The sequence below is a fragment of the Solimonas variicoloris DSM 15731 genome, from assembly GCF_000382285.1.
In the GTDB taxonomy this organism is placed as follows: Bacteria; Pseudomonadota; Gammaproteobacteria; order Nevskiales; family Nevskiaceae; genus Solimonas; species Solimonas variicoloris.
Genome location: NZ_KB907931.1, coordinates 134,681 through 148,931 on the forward strand (window position 1 = coordinate 134,681; position 14,251 = coordinate 148,931).

The following is a 14,251-nucleotide window of genomic DNA, read 5'->3' on the forward strand; positions in this document are numbered from 1 at the left end:
GCGGCCATGATCCATCTCGAAACGCCGAGCAAGTTCCGCGCGCTGGTCGAGCAGGCGCATCAGGTCGCCGCCGAGATCTTCCGGCCGAACTCGCGCCGCTACGATCGCGCCGAGCACGAATACCCGAAGGAACTCGACATGCTCGGCGCCCTGCTCGACGGCATGAACGCCAGCGGCGTCGGCGGCGCCGGCGCGGCCGGCGTGCGCCGCGAGAGCGCGCACGGCGAGGGCAACCGCAACGGCACCAATCTGTCGACCGCGCTCGGCACCATGGAACTGTGCTGGGGCGACGTCGGCTTTCTGCTGTCGATGCCGCGCCAGGGGCTCGGCAACGCGGCGATCGCCTCGGTGGCGAGCGAGGAACAGCTGCAGCGCTTCGCCGGCCGCTGGGCGGCGATGGCGATCACCGAGCCGCACTGCGGTTCCGATTCCGCGGCGATCCGCACCACGGCGCGCCTCGACGGCGACCACTACGTGCTCAACGGCGACAAGATCTTCGTCACCGCCGGCGCGCGCGCCGAGCTGGTCGTGGTCTGGGCGACGCTGGATCGCAGCGCCGGCCGCGCCGCGATCAAGTCCTTCGTCGTCGAGAAAGGCACGCCGGGCTTCGAGCTCGTGCGCCTCGAGCACAAGCTCGGCATTCGCGCCTCGGATACCGCGCAGTTCGCGCTGCGCGACTGCCGGGTGCCGGCGGCGAATCTGCTCGGCGATCCGGCGATCAACGTCGAGAAGGGCTTTGCCGGCGTCATGCAGACCTTCGACAACACGCGGCCGCTGGTCGCGGCGATGGCGGTCGGACTGGCGCGCGCCTGCATCGAGGAGACGCAGCGCCTGCTCAAGGCGGTCGGCGTCGAGATCGACTACGACCGGCCGGCGCATGCGCAGCCGGCCGCGGCCGCCGAGCTGCTGAGGCTCGAAGCCGATTACGAAGCGGCGCGCCTGCTGACGCTGCAGGCGGCGTGGATGGCCGACAACCGCAAGCCGAACTCGCTGCAGGCCAGCCAGGCCAAGGCCAAGGCCGGCCGCGCCTGCGTCGACATCGCGCTCAAGTGCGTCGAGCTGTGCGGCAGCGCCGGCTATGGTGAGGGCGAGCTGCTCGAGAAATGGGCGCGCGACGCCAAGATTCTCGACATCTTCGAGGGTACGCAGCAGATCCAGCTGCTGATCATCGCGCGCCGTCTGCTCGGCAAGACCTCTGCCGAGCTGAAATAGGGCGCCGTTCTTCGCGTAGGCGCGACGGCCGTCGCGCGCCGCCGCGTCCGCAGCAGTGCACGTGCAGCCGTCGGCCGGTCGCGCGAAGCGCCGCCGCCGGCTACGCTTCGCCGCCATTCCCGGAGCTTTCGGAGTCTTTGCCATGCAGCAGGAGTTCGGCGCCCGCGTGCGCCTCGAGATCGACGGCGGCATCGCCGTCGTCACGCTGATCCGCGCCGAGCGTCACAACGGCATGGACTTTCCGATGCTCAAGGCCATGCTCGCCGCGCAGCGCGCGCTGCGCCGGCGCCGCGAGGTGCGCGCGGCGATTCTCTGCGGCGACGGCGCGTCGTTCTGCGCCGGCCTCGACTTCAAGTCGGTCGCGGCCAAACCCGCGCTGATGGCGAAGCTCTACGCCAAGCTGTGGTGGCCGTTCATGAACGCCTTCCAGCGCTTCAGCCTTGGCTGGCGGCAGATGCCGTTTCCGGTGATCGCCGCCGTGCACGGCAACTGCTTCGGCGCCGGCATGCAGCTGGCGCTCGGGGCGGACCTGCGCATCGCGCGCGCCGATGCGCAGCTGTCGATCATGGAAGCCAAGTGGGGACTGGTGCCGGACATGGGCGGCAGCGTGCTGCTGCGCGAGCTTGTGCCGATCGACGTCGCCAAGGAACTGACCTTCAGCGCGCGCATCTTCAGCGGCGCCGAGGCCAAGGCGCTGGGCCTGGTCACGCACCTGGCCGACGAGCCGCTGGTGGCGGCGCGCGCGCTGGCCGCCGAATTCGCGGCGCGCTCGCCGGACGCGCTGGCCGCCGCCAAGTTTCTGCTGCAGCGCGCCTGGGCGGCCGGCGAGCACCGCGCGCTGGCGCTCGAGCGCGGCTATCAGCGCCGCATCATCGGCAAGGCCAATCAGCGCGTCGCCGTCGCCCGCAACCTCAAGAAGGCCGAGCAGCCGTTCGGCACGCGCCGCCTCGAACGCTGAGCGGCCGTCGCACGCCGGGCTCAGTTGCGGTAGTGGCGGAAGCCGATCGGCTGGTCGATGTCGAACTCGCCGATCGCCGGCCGGTAGTGGCCTGGAAATGGCGGGAAGCGGCCGATGCGGCGCACCACGTCGAGCGCCTCGGCATCGAGCACGGCGTGGCCGCTGCTGCGCAGCAGCGTCGCCGACAGCACGCGGCCGTCGCGCGCCAGATGCATGCGCACGATGGCGTCGCCCTCGTAGCCGTACTGGCGGGCGGTCCACGGATAGCGCTGGCTCAGATCGATGAGCCGCGCGATGCGGCGCAGATAGTCGAGCGGCGGCGGCACGTCCGTTTCGGCATCCGGCGGCGGTGCGGCCGCGGCTTGCGCGGCGGCTTCGGCCATGGCGCCTGCTGTTGCGTCGTTCGGGGCTGAATTCTTGATTGGTGATGGCGTCGGTGCCGGCCGAACAGTCGCCGCCGCTAAAGCCGGCGCCGCGGCGGCCGTCGTCGCCGCGCGGCGGGCGGCGGGCTGGCGCGCGGTGGTCGGGTGTGCGGCCGCTGGCGAGGGTGCTTGGGTCGGCGCGGCCGCCGGCGTCGGCACCGACGCGTGCTGGGCAACGGCGGCCGGCAGCTGCACGACGGTCAGGCCCGGGCGCGCCGCCGCCGGACGCGGCGGCTGACGCGGCGGCAGCAGCAGTGCCAGCAGCACGGCGGCGTGCAGCAGCACGGACAGCGTCAGCGCGGACGAGCGCTCCGGCGTCGAGGCAGCGATGATCGGACTCCTGCGCGCCGTCCCTGGCGCGCCGCTTTCGTCATGCAAGCGCCACGCCGGATCCGGCCGGACCCGGACGCCCGGACCGGCCGCGAGCGCGGCGGCGACGCCAGGCGGTGTGGGCGTCCGGCTTCGTCATCTCGGGCAGGGACCGTGCGAAAGCGGCCGGGCGGCGCAGGCGTGCACTTGCATGTCGCGGCTCAGCCGCGACAATAGCGGACCCGATGGCAGAGCCGCTGCCCCGCAGGCGGCTTGCGTCCGCGGGGGCGCGGCCGGGCCCCGGGACTTCCATCCAACGCTGCGTGAGAACATGACGGATTCCCAGATTTCCAAGGCCGACGTGGTGATCGTCGGCGCCGGCCAGGCCGGCAGCGAGCTCGCTTCATCGCTGCGTCAGCAGGGCTTTGCCGGCAGCATCGTGCTGATCGGCGACGAGCCCTATCTGCCGTATCGCCGCCCGCCGCTGTCGAAGACCTTCCTCGCCGGCGAGGCGACGCTCGAATCGCTGTTCATCAAGACGCAGGCGGTCTACGAGAAGAACCAGATCGACTGCCGGGTCGGCATCGGCGTCGAGGCGATCGACCGCGCCGCGCATCGCGTGCGCCTGTTCGACGGCAGCGTGATCGAATACGGCAAGCTGGCGCTCGCCACCGGCGGCCGGCCGCGGCGCCTGTCGCTGCCCGGCGCCGAGCACGACAACGTGCATTACGTGCGCACCATCGCCGATATCGAAGCCCTGAAGGCGCAATTCGGCGCCGGCCGCCGGCTGCTCATCATCGGCGGCGGCTACATCGGACTCGAAGCGGCGGCGGTCGGCATCAAGAAGGGCCTGGACGTCACCGTCGTCGAGGCCGCGCCGCGCGTGCTGGCGCGCGTCACCGCGCCGGAGATCTCGGCGTTCTACGAACGTCTGCATCGCGGCCGCGGCGTCAAGCTGCACACCGGCGTCGGCGTGCACGGCTTCGAGGGCAGCGGTCGCGTCGAGGCGGTGGTGCTGACCGACGGCACGCGGCTGGCAGCCGACCTGGTCATCGCCGGCATCGGCCTGATCCCGAATACCGAGCTGGCCGAGGCGGCGGGCCTGGCGATCGACAACGGCATCGTCGTCGACTGCTATGCGCGCACTGCCGATCCGGACGTCTACGCGCTCGGCGACTGCAGCAACCACGAGAACCTGTTCTTCGACCGCCGCATGCGGCTCGAATCGGTGCCGAACGCCATCGAGCAGGGCCGCGTCGCCGCCGCCGCGATCGTCGGCAAGGCGGTGCCGTACAACGCCGTGCCGTGGTTCTGGTCGGATCAGTACGAGCTCAAGCTGCAGATGGTCGGCCTGTCGCAGGGCTACGACCGCCTCGTCGTGCGCGGTAGCCTCGACGGCGAGTCGTTCGCGGCGTTCTACCTGAAGGACGGCGTGGTGATCTCGGCCGACGCGGTGAACCGGCCGCAGGATTTCATGGTCGCCAAGAAGCTGGTCGCCGACCGGGTGCGCGTCGATCCCGCGCAGCTGGCTGACGAAGCCTTCATCCTCAAATCCCTGCTGGCGGCATGATGAGTGCTAGCAGAACGAGCCGGCTGGCCGCGCGCGATCGCGTCCGGCGTGCACGTCCGTTCCCGATCGGCGAAGATGCGGAGAGCGATACACCCATAAGAGCGCCGGCACGACCGGCGTTCCCGTGAACCCGAAGCAAACAGACCTATCATGCGCACACCCCTAGCTTCCCTGATGATGGCCGCCGCGCTGCTGCTCGGCGCGCAAACCGTTCATGCCGCCGACACGCTGCGCCCCGAGGTCGGTGAGCCGCTGCAGAAGGCCCAGACCCTGATCCAGGGCAAGAAGTACAAGGACGCGCTGCAGCAGGTCGATGCCGCCGCCAAGGTCGGCAGCCTGACGCCGTACGAGAGCTACATCGTCGAGCGCATGCGCGCCGCCGCCGCGACCGGCGCCGGCGACACCAATACCGCGATCAAGGCCTACGAGACCGTGCTCGCTTCGCCGCAGATGCCGGCCGGCGAAAAGACGCAGACCTACGACGTGGTCGCCAAGCTGGCCTATGCCGGCCGCAACTACGGCAAGGCCGCCGAGTACATCCAGAAGTACCGCAGCGCCGGCGGCAACAGCGCGCAGACGCTGGGCCTGCTGCCGCAGGTCCTCTACCAGGCCGGCGATCTCGCCGGCGCGCAGCGCGAGCTGAACGCGCAGATCGGCGCGCTCGAGAAGGCCGGCCAGAAGCCGACCGAGACGCAGCTGCAGCTGCTCGCCCAGCTGGGCCTCAAGCAGAACAACCAGGCGGCCTATACCGCCGCGCTCGAAAAGCTGGTCACCTACTACCCGAAGCGCGACTACTGGCTCGACGTCATCATCCGCACCTCGAACAAGCCGGGCTTCTCCGATCGTCTGACGCTCGATCTGTACCGCGTCAAGAAGATGACCGGCACGCTCGAGAAAGGGAGCGATTTCATGGAAGCCGCCCAGCTGGCGCTGCAGGCCGGCTTTCCGGGCGAGGCCGATCAGTACGTCAAGCTCGGCTATGACAAGAAGGTGCTCGGTGCCGGCAGCGACGCCGAGCGCCACAAGCGCCTGAAGGATCTGGTCGCCAAGAAGATCGCCGAGAACAAGCCGGCGCTGGCCGAGGCCGAGAAGCAGGCTGCCACCGAAGCCGACGGCGAGGCGCTGATCAAGGCCGGCCTCAACCGCGTCGGCTACGGCGAGTACGCCGCCGGCATCGCTCTGATCCAGCAGGGCATCAAGAAGGACGCGCTGAAGAAGCCGGACGAGGCCAAGCTGCATCTCGGCTACGCCCAGCTGCTCGGCGGCAAGACCGACGACGCGCTGAAGACGCTGAAGACGGTGCAGGGCAAGGACGGCTCCGCCGACCTCGCGCGCCTCTACTCGCTGACTGCCCGCAAGTAAGCCGGCGCCGCCTGCGGCGGCGTGGGCAGCGGGCCCGAGGGCGCACCGTCGCGGTGCGCCCTTTTTCGTTGCGGCACGTATTTCTAGACGCGTCCGGACACCGGGATCAGGGCGCCGGTGATCGCCGCGGCACGCGCCGACAGCAGGAAAACGATGACGTCGGCGAGCTGTTCCGGACGCACCCAGCGGCCGAAGTCGGCATCCGGCATGTCGTGCCGGTTCGGCGGCGTGTCGATGATGCTCGGCAGCACCGCGTTGACGGTGACGCCGCGGTCCTTCAGTTCTTCCGCCAGCGCCTCGGTCAGCCGCGCGACGCCGGCCTTCGAGGCGGCGTAGGCGCCGAGGCCGGCGCCGGCCTTCAGTGCCGCGCCGGCGGCGACGTTGACGATGCCGCCGCCGCGCGCGAGCAGCAGCGGCAGCGCCGCGCGGCTGGCGGCGACCGCCGTGCGCAGATTGAGTCCGTAGAGGAAGTCCCAGGTTTCGAGGTTGCCGGCTTCGAGTGTCTCCCAGCGAAAGCCGCCGGCGACGTTGACCAGCGCGTCGAGGCCGCCGCCGCGGCCGATCTCCGCGAACAGAGCCTCGGCGGCGCCGGGCGCGGCGAGATCGACGCCGCCGTACAGGCGGCTGCCGGCGAGCGCCGGCGACGGTTCGGCCGGCACCGCGGCGCGGTCGATGGCGATGGTCTGCGCGCCGGCGGCGCGCGCTGCGGCGATGACGGCGCGGCCGAGACTGCCGAAGCCGCCGGTGACGGCGACGGTTTTGCCCTGTAGTTCCACGATGCGGCTCCCGGGTCGCCGCGGCGCGCGCGACCGATATCGTCCTGACTGTAGCGGCGCGCCGCCGTGGCCCGCCTCCGCCAAAGGCAGCAGGCCGGCACCGGGCTGCGCGCCGCCGCCCGCTTGCTATAATCACGCGGCCCGGCCGCCAATGGCCGGCCCGATCGATCCCGCCGCCGCGCGGGATTTTTTCGTTCCATCTACGGTTGCGTCATCGTCACAGACGCTGAGGTCGAGATGTCCACGTCCGTCACGCGCCAGACCTTCGACGAGGTCATGGTTCCGAACTACCAGCCCGCCGACATCATTCCGGTGCGCGGTCAGGGTTCGCGCTGGTGGGACCAGCAGGGGCGAGAGTACGTCGACTTCGCCGGCGGCATCGCGGTGACGGTGCTCGGCCACGCGCACCCGGCGATGATCGAGGCCCTCGACGCGCAGGCGCACAAGCTCTGGCATCTGTCGAACGTGATGACCAACGAGCCGGCGCTGAAGCTGGCGCGGCGGCTGACCGAGCTGACCTTCGCCGAGCGCGTGTTCTTTTGCAATTCCGGCGCCGAGGCCAACGAGGCGGCGTTCAAGCTGGTGCGGCGCTGGGGCAACACCCGTTACGGCGCGCACAAGAACACCATCATCTCGTTCTTCAACGCCTTCCACGGCCGCACGCTGTTCACGGTCTGCGTCGGCGGCCAGGCCAAGTACACGCAGGGCTTCGAGCCGCTGCCGGGCGGCATCCGCCACCTGCCGTACAACGACGTCGCCGCGCTCGAAGCGGCGATGAACGACACGGTCTGCGCGATCGTCGTCGAGCCGATCCAGGGCGAGGGCGGGCTGATACCGGCCTCGCCGGAGTTCCTGCGCGCGGCGCGCGCGCTGTGCGACAAGCACCAGGCGCTGCTGGTGTTCGACGAGGTGCAGACCGGCAACGGCCGCACCGGCTCGCTGTACGCCTATCAGCAGTGCGGCGTGACGCCGGACGTGCTGACCACGGCCAAGGGTCTCGGCGGCGGCTTCCCGATCGGGGCGATGCTGACGACCGCGGACGTCGCCAAGGCGCTGCCGTTCGGCACGCACGGCTCGACTTACGGCGGCAACCCGCTGGCCTGCGCGGTCGCCGGCGCGGTGCTCGACGAGATCACCAAGCCGGAGCTGCAGCGCAATGTCGTGGCGCGCGCGCAGCAGCTGCGCGACGGCCTCGACCAGCTCGGCCGCCGCTACGGTCTGTTCGGTACGCCGCGAGGCCAGGGCCTGCTGGTCGGCGCGCCGGTCAGCGAGGCCTGGAAGGGGCGCGCCAAGGAGATCGTCAACGCGGCGCTCGCCGAAGGCGTCTGGCTGCTGGTCGCCGGCCCCGACGTGCTGCGTTTCGCTCCGGCGCTGAACATCACCGAGGCCGACGTCGCCGAAGGTCTGGCGCGGCTCGAACGCGCCGTGCAGAAACTCGCTGCAGTGCCGGCGGCCGTCAACGCTTAGATCTCGCGCGATGTGAAAAAGGCGGCCTTCGGGCCGCCTTTTTCGTTCGCCCGACGAGGGCCGGCCTTTGCGGGCGCCGGCCGCAACAAAAAAGGGCGGCCCTTGAGGCCGCCCTTCGGGTGTCGCCGGGGTGCGGCTCAGGGCGCCGGCGGCGGCTGCGCGACCACGCAGGCCGAGTACAGCTGCAGGCTGCTCAGCGCGCTGGCGAGGCCGGAGTTGAACGTCAGCCGGATCGCGTCGTACGGGCGCACCGCCTGGATGCTGGCGAGCGCCGTCTCGTTGTTGCCGGTCAGTTCGAGGCCGAGCAGGTCGAGGCGCAGCGGCACGGTCGCGCTGCTGCTCTGCTGGACTTCGCCCGCGAGCAGCGTCTCGACCTTGAGCTGCGAGAACAGCTCGGCGAGCAGCAGCTTGCCGGCCGGTCGGCCGACGACGAAGCCGGTCGCCTGGCCGCCGACGCCGGGGGTCGTGACCGTGCCCTTGACGGTGACCGACTGCGTCGCGCCGAGCAGGCCGACCGGTACGTACGAGGTGGCGTAGGTCGCGGCGATACCGTCGATGACGTTGCCGGCATTGGTCAGCGAGCACAGCAGGCACAGGCCGGTGGTGTCGGCTTCGAGCGTTGCGCCGGCCGCCGCGGTGTACGGCGAGGTGCAGACCGCGTCGGTGACCGTCAGCGTCGTGCTCGCCTGACGCAGATTGCCGCTGACGGCGTCGTCGACGCCGTTCTTGAGGCGGGCGGTGATCGTCGTCGTGCCCGAGGACACGCCGGTCGCCAGGCCGTTGGCGATGACCGTCGCCACGGTGGTCGCCGAACTGCTCCAGTCGAGATCGGCGTTCTGCACCGGGCGCTCGACGCCGTCCTCGTACAGGCCAATGGCGGTGAACGTCGTCGCCGCGCCGGCTTGCACGCTCGGCGTCGCCGGCTCCAGGCGCTCGATGCGCACCAGCGGCGACGGCGGCGGCGGCGGATTCGTCGTCGCGCAGGCCGACGACACGCGCACGTTGGTCAGCGCGCTGGCGAGGCCGGACTTGAGCTTGATGCGCACCGCGTCGAACGGCAGCGAGGTGGTGATCGTCACCAGCCCCTGCTCCTGGCCGCCAGTCAGCGGGATGCCGAGCAGGTCAAGGCGCAGCGGCACGGCCGAGCTGCTCGACTCCTGCTGGTTGCCGCCGAGCAGGGTGCTGACCTCGATCTGCGAGGCGACTTCGGCGAGCAGCAGCGAGCCGGTCGGGCGCGAGATGACGAAGCCCGGCTTGGAGCCGGCCGTGAACGGCACGGTGTACAGCGGCGGCGCGCTGACCGCCTGGACCGTGAGGCTCTGGCCGGCGTCGAGCAGGCCGACCGGGACGTTGATCGTCGCGTAGTTGGCGAGATCGCTGTCGATCACGTTGTCCTTGTCGGTGACGCCGCACAGCAGGCACAGACCGACCGAGCCGATGGTGGTGGTGGCGCCGTCGGCCGCGTGCAGCGGCGTCGTGCAGACGTCGTCGGTGACGGTCAGATCGGCGCTGACGCTGCCGCCGCCGCTCTTGAGCGCGGCGCTGACCTTGGTCGAACCCATCGACACGCCGGTGGTGACGCCGCTGGCGTCGACGGTCGCGATCGCGGTGTTGACGGTGGTCCAGTTCACCGACGCGTCGTCGACCGGCGCTTCGGAGGCGTCGCTGAACTTGCCGATGACATGGAACTCCGTGGTGCGACCCTTGGGGATCACCGCCGAGCCGGGATCGATGCGCAGCAGCGACTGCACGACGGCGTCGGTGACGGTCAGCGTCGTGCTGGCGGCGAGCGTGCCGCTGCTGGCCTGGATGGTCGAGCTGCCGACGGCCTTGCCGGTCGCGGTCGTCGACGCGCCCTGGGCGGGCGCCAGCGTCGCGATCGCGGTATTGGCCGAAGTCCAGCTGACGGTGTCGCCGTCGCGCAGGTCGATGGCGGCGCCGGCGGTATCGCTGTAGACGCCCTTGGCGACGAAGACCTGCGTCGCGCCGGCCGGGATCGACGGGTTCTGCGGCGTGATCTGCAGCGCGCGCAGCACCGGATCGGTGACGGTCAGCGTGGCCTGCGCCGTCTGCGTGTTGTTGCCGTTTTCCGGATCGGTGTAGGAGGCGGTGACGGTGGCCGTGCCGCGCTTCAGGCCGTGGCCGGAGCCCCGTGCGGTGTCGAGGTCGGCGACCGTGGCGTCGTCGATGCTCCAGGTGGCATCGACGGTTTCGGTGATCGGGCTGCCGCCGCCGTCCGGGCTGTCGATGCCGAACGTGGCTTTGGCGGTGAACTGGTAGGCGTCGCCGAGCGGGATCGACTGCGTCGCCGGCTCGACCGCCAGCGACAGCAAGGTCAGATTGGCGACGGTCAGCGAGGCCGAGCCGGACAGGGAACCGACCGTGGCGGTGATGGTCGTGTCGCCGAGCTCGGTCGCCGGCTTGGCCAGCGTCTTGGCGCCGGTCTTCGGCGCCACGGTGGCGACGCTCTCGGTGCTGGACGTCCAGTTGACCGTGCCGTTGATCGGCTGCAGTGCGTCGCTGCCGTAGTAGCGGCCGAGCGCCTCGAACTCCTGCTGGCCGCTCGGCGAGATCGTCCGCGACGCCGGCGTGACGACGATTTCACGCAGGGCCGCGCCGAGACCGGTGAAGCTCAGTTCGTTGGACTCGACGCCATCGCGCGCAGCCTTGATGCTGATGACGCCGGCCTTGGTGCCGCCGCTGGCCAGACCGCTCGCGTTGACGCTGATCACCGCGCTGTCGGTGCTCGACCAGTTGAGGTCGGTCAGCTGGCGCTGCGTGTCGTTTTCTCCGGGCGGCGCGCTGAACGTGCCGACCGCCTTGAGTTGTGCCGTTTCCCCGGCGCCCAGTACGGTGTCGCCGTTGACGATCGAAATCTCGATCGACTTCAGCACCGGCTCGAAGTCCGGGCTCTTGACGCTGCCGTCGCCGCAGGCAGCCAGAAGCAGCGCCAGCAGCGCGCCGAACGCAATACGCAGTCCTTTCATGAATCGCTCCGTGCAATGACGAGCGCCGGACAAGCCCCGCAGGCCGGCGCACGCGGCCGTTCCCTCGACCGCATGCGCGATGTTAAGGACAATTGCGATCGCAACGGTGTCGGAAAATGCCGCGTCGGCGCACGGCAGTGTGCGCCGCACCTCGAAAGAGGCCGGCGAAACCGTCCCTCCGGCGGGACCGGGGCGCGGCGGCGCCCGCCGCTAGCGCACCGGCATCAGCACCCGGGCGCCGCCGTAATCGAACACCACGCCATTGTCGACGATGCGTTCGATCAGCGGGCCGCCGGCGACCGTGTCGCCCTCGCGGTAGCGTTTACCGGCGATCATCACCCAGCGCCGGGCCGGATCGGCGTCGTAGACATGCACGTCGAGCGCGGCGACCGGGAACTGCGCCCGATAGGCGTCGGGCATCTCGCGCAGCACGGTGGCGCCGGCTGGCACCAGGATCGTTGCCGATGCCGGCGCCGTGCCCGACACGACGGTGGTGCCGGCAGGTATGGGCGTCGGTGCAGGCACCGTCTCCGGCGCCGGTGGGCGCGCCACGTCCTGCGGCTGCAACGGCGCCGCCTCGACGGCGGTCGCGGGCGGCTGCGGCTCGGGCGTGGAAACGTCGTCGAGACTGGCGAGCGCCGCGTCGTCCTCGATCGCGGCCGGCAGCGGCGGCGTGTCCGGCGGCGCGGCCGGGGCGGTTTCGGGCGTGGTGCTCACGGCCGCTGGTGCCGGCATGGCGGCGACGGGGCCGGGAGCGGGCGGCGCCGGCTGTGGCGCCGGCCACAGCAGCAGCGCCAGTGCCGCGGCGGCGATCGCGGCGGTGCTGCCGGCGAGCAGCCAGATCCGCCCCGGCACGCCGGCCGCGGTGCCGCCGCCGCCGCCCTGCGTCAGCGCTTCCACCGACGGGGCCTTGCCCATCTGGCGCTCGCGTTCGGCGCGGCGCAGCGCTTCGAGGATGTAGCTCATGGCGTACCGTCCGCGGTCGCGGCGAGGGTTGGCGTCTGCGGGATATCGTCGCCGAGGGCGATCAGGGTGCGGATGCCGGCGACGCCGTCGGCGACCAGTCCGCGCGACTTCTGGAACTGCGTCAGGGCATCGCCGAGCTGCGGCCCGAAGCGCGTCGGCAGCGGCGTCGGCGGCGTCACGCCGTCGAGCGCGGCGAGGCGTCGCCACAGGTACGCGACCGACGCCCCGCGGGTCTGCGGGCCGACATAAGTCTCGGCGGTCCCGCGCCGCCACAGCAGCAGGAACTCGCCGTTCCAGACGCCGTCGAGCGAAGCCAGCGGCACGCGCACCGGCCCGTAGGCGGTCGCGAAGCTGGCGCTCTGCGCGTCGAGCGCCGTCAGCAGAAAGTTCTGCGCGCCGCTGCCCGGCAGCTCGAGCGTCAGGATCGTCGGCCGGTTCATCTGCGTCAGATCGGCCCAGCTGCCATGGCCGCGATAGCATTCGAGGCGCTCGCGCTTGAGCGCGGCGCAGACGTTCTCGCCGCGCGGCACGATGATTTTGCTGTCCCACAGCCGGATCAGCCGGCTCATCACCGCGCCGAGCGGTTCGGCGGTCTGCTCGAGCATCGCGAAGTCGGCGGCCGGATCGGCGGCGACCGAGGCGGCGGGCGGCGCCGCGGTGCTGGCGGCCGGGGCCGGCGCGGGGCTTTCGCTGGTCGCGGGCGCCGCGGCAGTCAGCGACGCCGCCTTGGCGACCGGCGCGGTGGCGGCGTCATGGTGGCGCGTCAGGCTCCAGGCGAGCAGCGCCAGGCTCAGCAGCAGCGCCGCCGCCCAGCCGAACTCGATCCAGCGCCAGCGGCGCCGGGCATGCGGGTCGAACTCGTCCGGCAGCTGGCCGATTGCCTCACGGGCCGCCTTGCGCACGATCTCCGGGGTGATGCGCCGCGCGTTCTGCGCATAGGCGCCGAGCAGCGCGCGATCACAGACGATGTTGATCAGGCGCGGCACGCCCTTGGTGAAACGATGGATCTCATCCAGCGCCGGCGGCGTGAAGATCTCGCCGTGGCTGCCGGCCACCTTGAGGCGATGCTCGATGTACTCGGCGGTCTCGCGCGCGCCGAGCGGCGTCAGATGGAAGCGCGCAGTGATGCGGCTGGCCAGCTGGCGCAGGTCCGGCCGTGCCAGCAGCGCCGACAGCTCGGGCTGGCCGATCAGCATGATGCGCAGCAGCTTTTCCTTGGCCGTCTCGAGATTGGTCAGCAGGCGGACCTGCTCGAGTACCTCCGGCTGCAGGTTCTGCGCCTCGTCGATGATCAGCACCGTGCGCCGGCCTTCGGCGTGCGCGCGCAGCAGGTGTTCGTTGAGCGCGTCGAGCAAGGTCTTCAGCGTCAGCGGGTCGCGCGCGTAGCGCACCCCGAGTTCGTCGCAGATCGCCTGCACGAACTCCTGCTCGTTGAGACGCGGGTTGTGCACGAAGGCGACGTCGACCTTGTCGAGTTTCTGCTCGAGCAGGGTGCGCACGATCGTCGTCTTGCCGGTGCCGACCTCGCCGGTCAGCTGCACGAAGCCGCCGTACTGGCCGGTGCCGTACAGCAGATGGCCGAGCGCCTCCTGATGGCGCGGCGACATGTACAGATAGGCCGGGTCCGGGGTGATCGAGAACGGCATTTCCCGGAGCTGGAAAAACTCGATGTACATGCGCGCTGGGGCCGGCGTTTCGCGTCTGGAGTGAAGGCCGAGTATAGAACGCCCGGTGTGACGGGCGCCTAACGCTCCCAGACCTTCAGCATGTCGACGTGCCAGATGCCGTCGTCCAGATAGGGTTGCGAGCTCACCTTGAAGCCGAGCGAGGCGTAGAAGTCTTCGAGATGCTGCTGGCCCGAGATATAGATGTCCTGCTGCGGATAGCGCGCGTGGCAGGCGCGGATGCCTTCGCTCACCATCGCCCGCGCCAGGCCCTGGCCGCGCGCGGCGGCGGCGACCACCAGCCGGCCGAGCGCCGGCTCGTCGACCTTGAGGCCCGGCGGCAGCAGGCGCAGGTAGCCGAGCAGCGCGCCGCCCGGTTCGCGCACGGTGAGGTGCTCGCAGTGCGGGTCGAGGCCGTCGAGTTCCGGATAGGGGCATTTCTGCTCGACGACGAAGATGTCGACGCGCAGGCGCAGGCATTCGTAGAGCGTGTCGATATCCAGGTCGCGCCAGGCATGCCAGCGCCAGTCGAGGTCGAGTCGCATCGGGAGGATCGGC

Annotated in this window: 11 protein-coding genes; 5 read left to right on the top strand and 6 right to left on the bottom strand. The window is 70.9% G+C overall.

Translation table 11 applies throughout. The features are described 5' to 3' along the window. The first annotated feature begins 6 nt into the window (after window positions 1–6). Both H149_RS0110490 and H149_RS0110495 read left to right on the top strand, forming a co-directional pair. On the top strand, window positions 7–1,212 hold the full coding sequence (locus tag H149_RS0110490; protein WP_020649710.1) for an acyl-CoA dehydrogenase family protein: 1,206 nt from the start codon (window positions 7–9) through the stop codon (window positions 1,210–1,212). Window positions 1,213–1,354: 142 nt separating this feature from the next. Continuing rightward, window positions 1,355–2,170, top strand: a complete 816-nt coding sequence (locus H149_RS0110495) for a crotonase/enoyl-CoA hydratase family protein (protein WP_020649711.1) — start codon at window positions 1,355–1,357, stop codon at window positions 2,168–2,170. Between the two features lie 20 nt (window positions 2,171–2,190). On the opposite strand, the gene H149_RS22165 is transcribed toward H149_RS0110495, so the two are convergent. Continuing rightward, window positions 2,191–2,970: an energy transducer TonB gene (locus H149_RS22165; RefSeq protein WP_020649712.1), complete on the bottom strand. Its 780-nt coding sequence runs from the start codon at window positions 2,968–2,970 to the stop codon at window positions 2,191–2,193. A gap of 262 nt (window positions 2,971–3,232) precedes the next feature. On the opposite strand from H149_RS22165, the gene H149_RS0110505 reads away from it, so the two are divergent. Together H149_RS0110505 and H149_RS0110510 are read left to right on the top strand one after the other, a co-directional pair. Next, window positions 3,233–4,471 (top strand): NAD(P)/FAD-dependent oxidoreductase, encoded by a 1,239-nt coding sequence (locus H149_RS0110505; RefSeq protein ID WP_020649713.1) that lies wholly within the window; start codon window positions 3,233–3,235, stop codon window positions 4,469–4,471. A gap of 150 nt (window positions 4,472–4,621) precedes the next feature. Continuing rightward, window positions 4,622–5,833, top strand: coding sequence for a hypothetical protein (locus tag H149_RS0110510; protein ID WP_245540499.1), 1,212 nt, complete (start codon window positions 4,622–4,624; stop codon window positions 5,831–5,833). Between the two features lie 83 nt (window positions 5,834–5,916). On the opposite strand, the gene H149_RS0110515 is transcribed toward H149_RS0110510, so the two are convergent. Next, a complete protein-coding gene (locus H149_RS0110515) occupies window positions 5,917–6,609 on the bottom strand; it encodes an SDR family oxidoreductase (protein WP_020649715.1) in 693 nt (230 codons plus the stop codon). Between the two features lie 237 nt (window positions 6,610–6,846). Between H149_RS0110515 and H149_RS0110520 the strand changes: the two genes are divergently transcribed. After that, a complete protein-coding gene (locus tag H149_RS0110520; RefSeq protein WP_020649716.1) occupies window positions 6,847–8,076 on the top strand; it encodes an aspartate aminotransferase family protein in 1,230 nt (409 codons plus the stop codon). A gap of 137 nt (window positions 8,077–8,213) precedes the next feature. Here the strand turns inward: H149_RS0110520 and H149_RS20610 are convergent, their stop codons facing one another. From H149_RS20610 to H149_RS0110545, 4 genes are all read right to left on the bottom strand, one after another. Continuing rightward, window positions 8,214–11,063, bottom strand: a complete 2,850-nt coding sequence (locus H149_RS20610) for an Ig-like domain-containing protein (RefSeq protein WP_020649717.1) — start codon at window positions 11,061–11,063, stop codon at window positions 8,214–8,216. 210 nt (window positions 11,064–11,273) lie between these two features. Further along, complete coding sequence (locus tag H149_RS22170) at window positions 11,274–12,029, bottom strand: general secretion pathway protein GspB (protein ID WP_020649718.1); 756 nt, start codon at window positions 12,027–12,029, stop codon at window positions 11,274–11,276. Continuing rightward, the gene (locus tag H149_RS0110540) at window positions 12,026–13,705 is read right to left on the bottom strand and encodes an ExeA family protein (protein ID WP_020649719.1); all 1,680 of its coding nucleotides are present in this window, start codon (window positions 13,703–13,705) and stop codon (window positions 12,026–12,028) included. The genes H149_RS22170 and H149_RS0110540 overlap by 4 nt, the downstream gene beginning before the upstream one ends. Before the next feature lie 68 nt (window positions 13,706–13,773). Next, window positions 13,774–14,238 carry a GNAT family N-acetyltransferase gene (locus tag H149_RS0110545; RefSeq protein WP_020649720.1) on the bottom strand — a complete coding sequence of 155 codons (465 nt, stop codon included), beginning with the start codon at window positions 14,236–14,238 and terminating at the stop codon, window positions 13,774–13,776. Between the last annotated feature and the right edge of the window lie 13 nt (window positions 14,239–14,251).

Bases quoted from the DNA above. Each gene is read 5' to 3' on its own strand.
- H149_RS0110505 (WP_020649713.1), top strand. From the start codon at position 3,233: ATGACGGATTCCCAGATTTCCAAGGCCGACGTGGTGATCGTCGGCGCC.
- H149_RS20610 (WP_020649717.1), bottom strand. From the start codon at position 11,063: ATGAAAGGACTGCGTATTGCGTTCGGCGCGCTGCTGGCGCTGCTTCTG.
- H149_RS0110495 (WP_020649711.1), top strand. From the start codon at position 1,355: ATGCAGCAGGAGTTCGGCGCCCGCGTGCGCCTCGAGATCGACGGCGGC.
- H149_RS0110520 (WP_020649716.1), top strand. From the start codon at position 6,847: ATGTCCACGTCCGTCACGCGCCAGACCTTCGACGAGGTCATGGTTCCG.
- H149_RS0110540 (WP_020649719.1), bottom strand. From the start codon at position 13,705: ATGTACATCGAGTTTTTCCAGCTCCGGGAAATGCCGTTCTCGATCACC.
- H149_RS0110510 (WP_245540499.1), top strand. From the start codon at position 4,622: ATGCGCACACCCCTAGCTTCCCTGATGATGGCCGCCGCGCTGCTGCTC.
- H149_RS22170 (WP_020649718.1), bottom strand. From the start codon at position 12,029: ATGAGCTACATCCTCGAAGCGCTGCGCCGCGCCGAACGCGAGCGCCAG.
- H149_RS0110545 (WP_020649720.1), bottom strand. From the start codon at position 14,238: ATGCGACTCGACCTCGACTGGCGCTGGCATGCCTGGCGCGACCTGGAT.
- H149_RS0110490 (WP_020649710.1), top strand. From the start codon at position 7: ATGATCCATCTCGAAACGCCGAGCAAGTTCCGCGCGCTGGTCGAGCAG.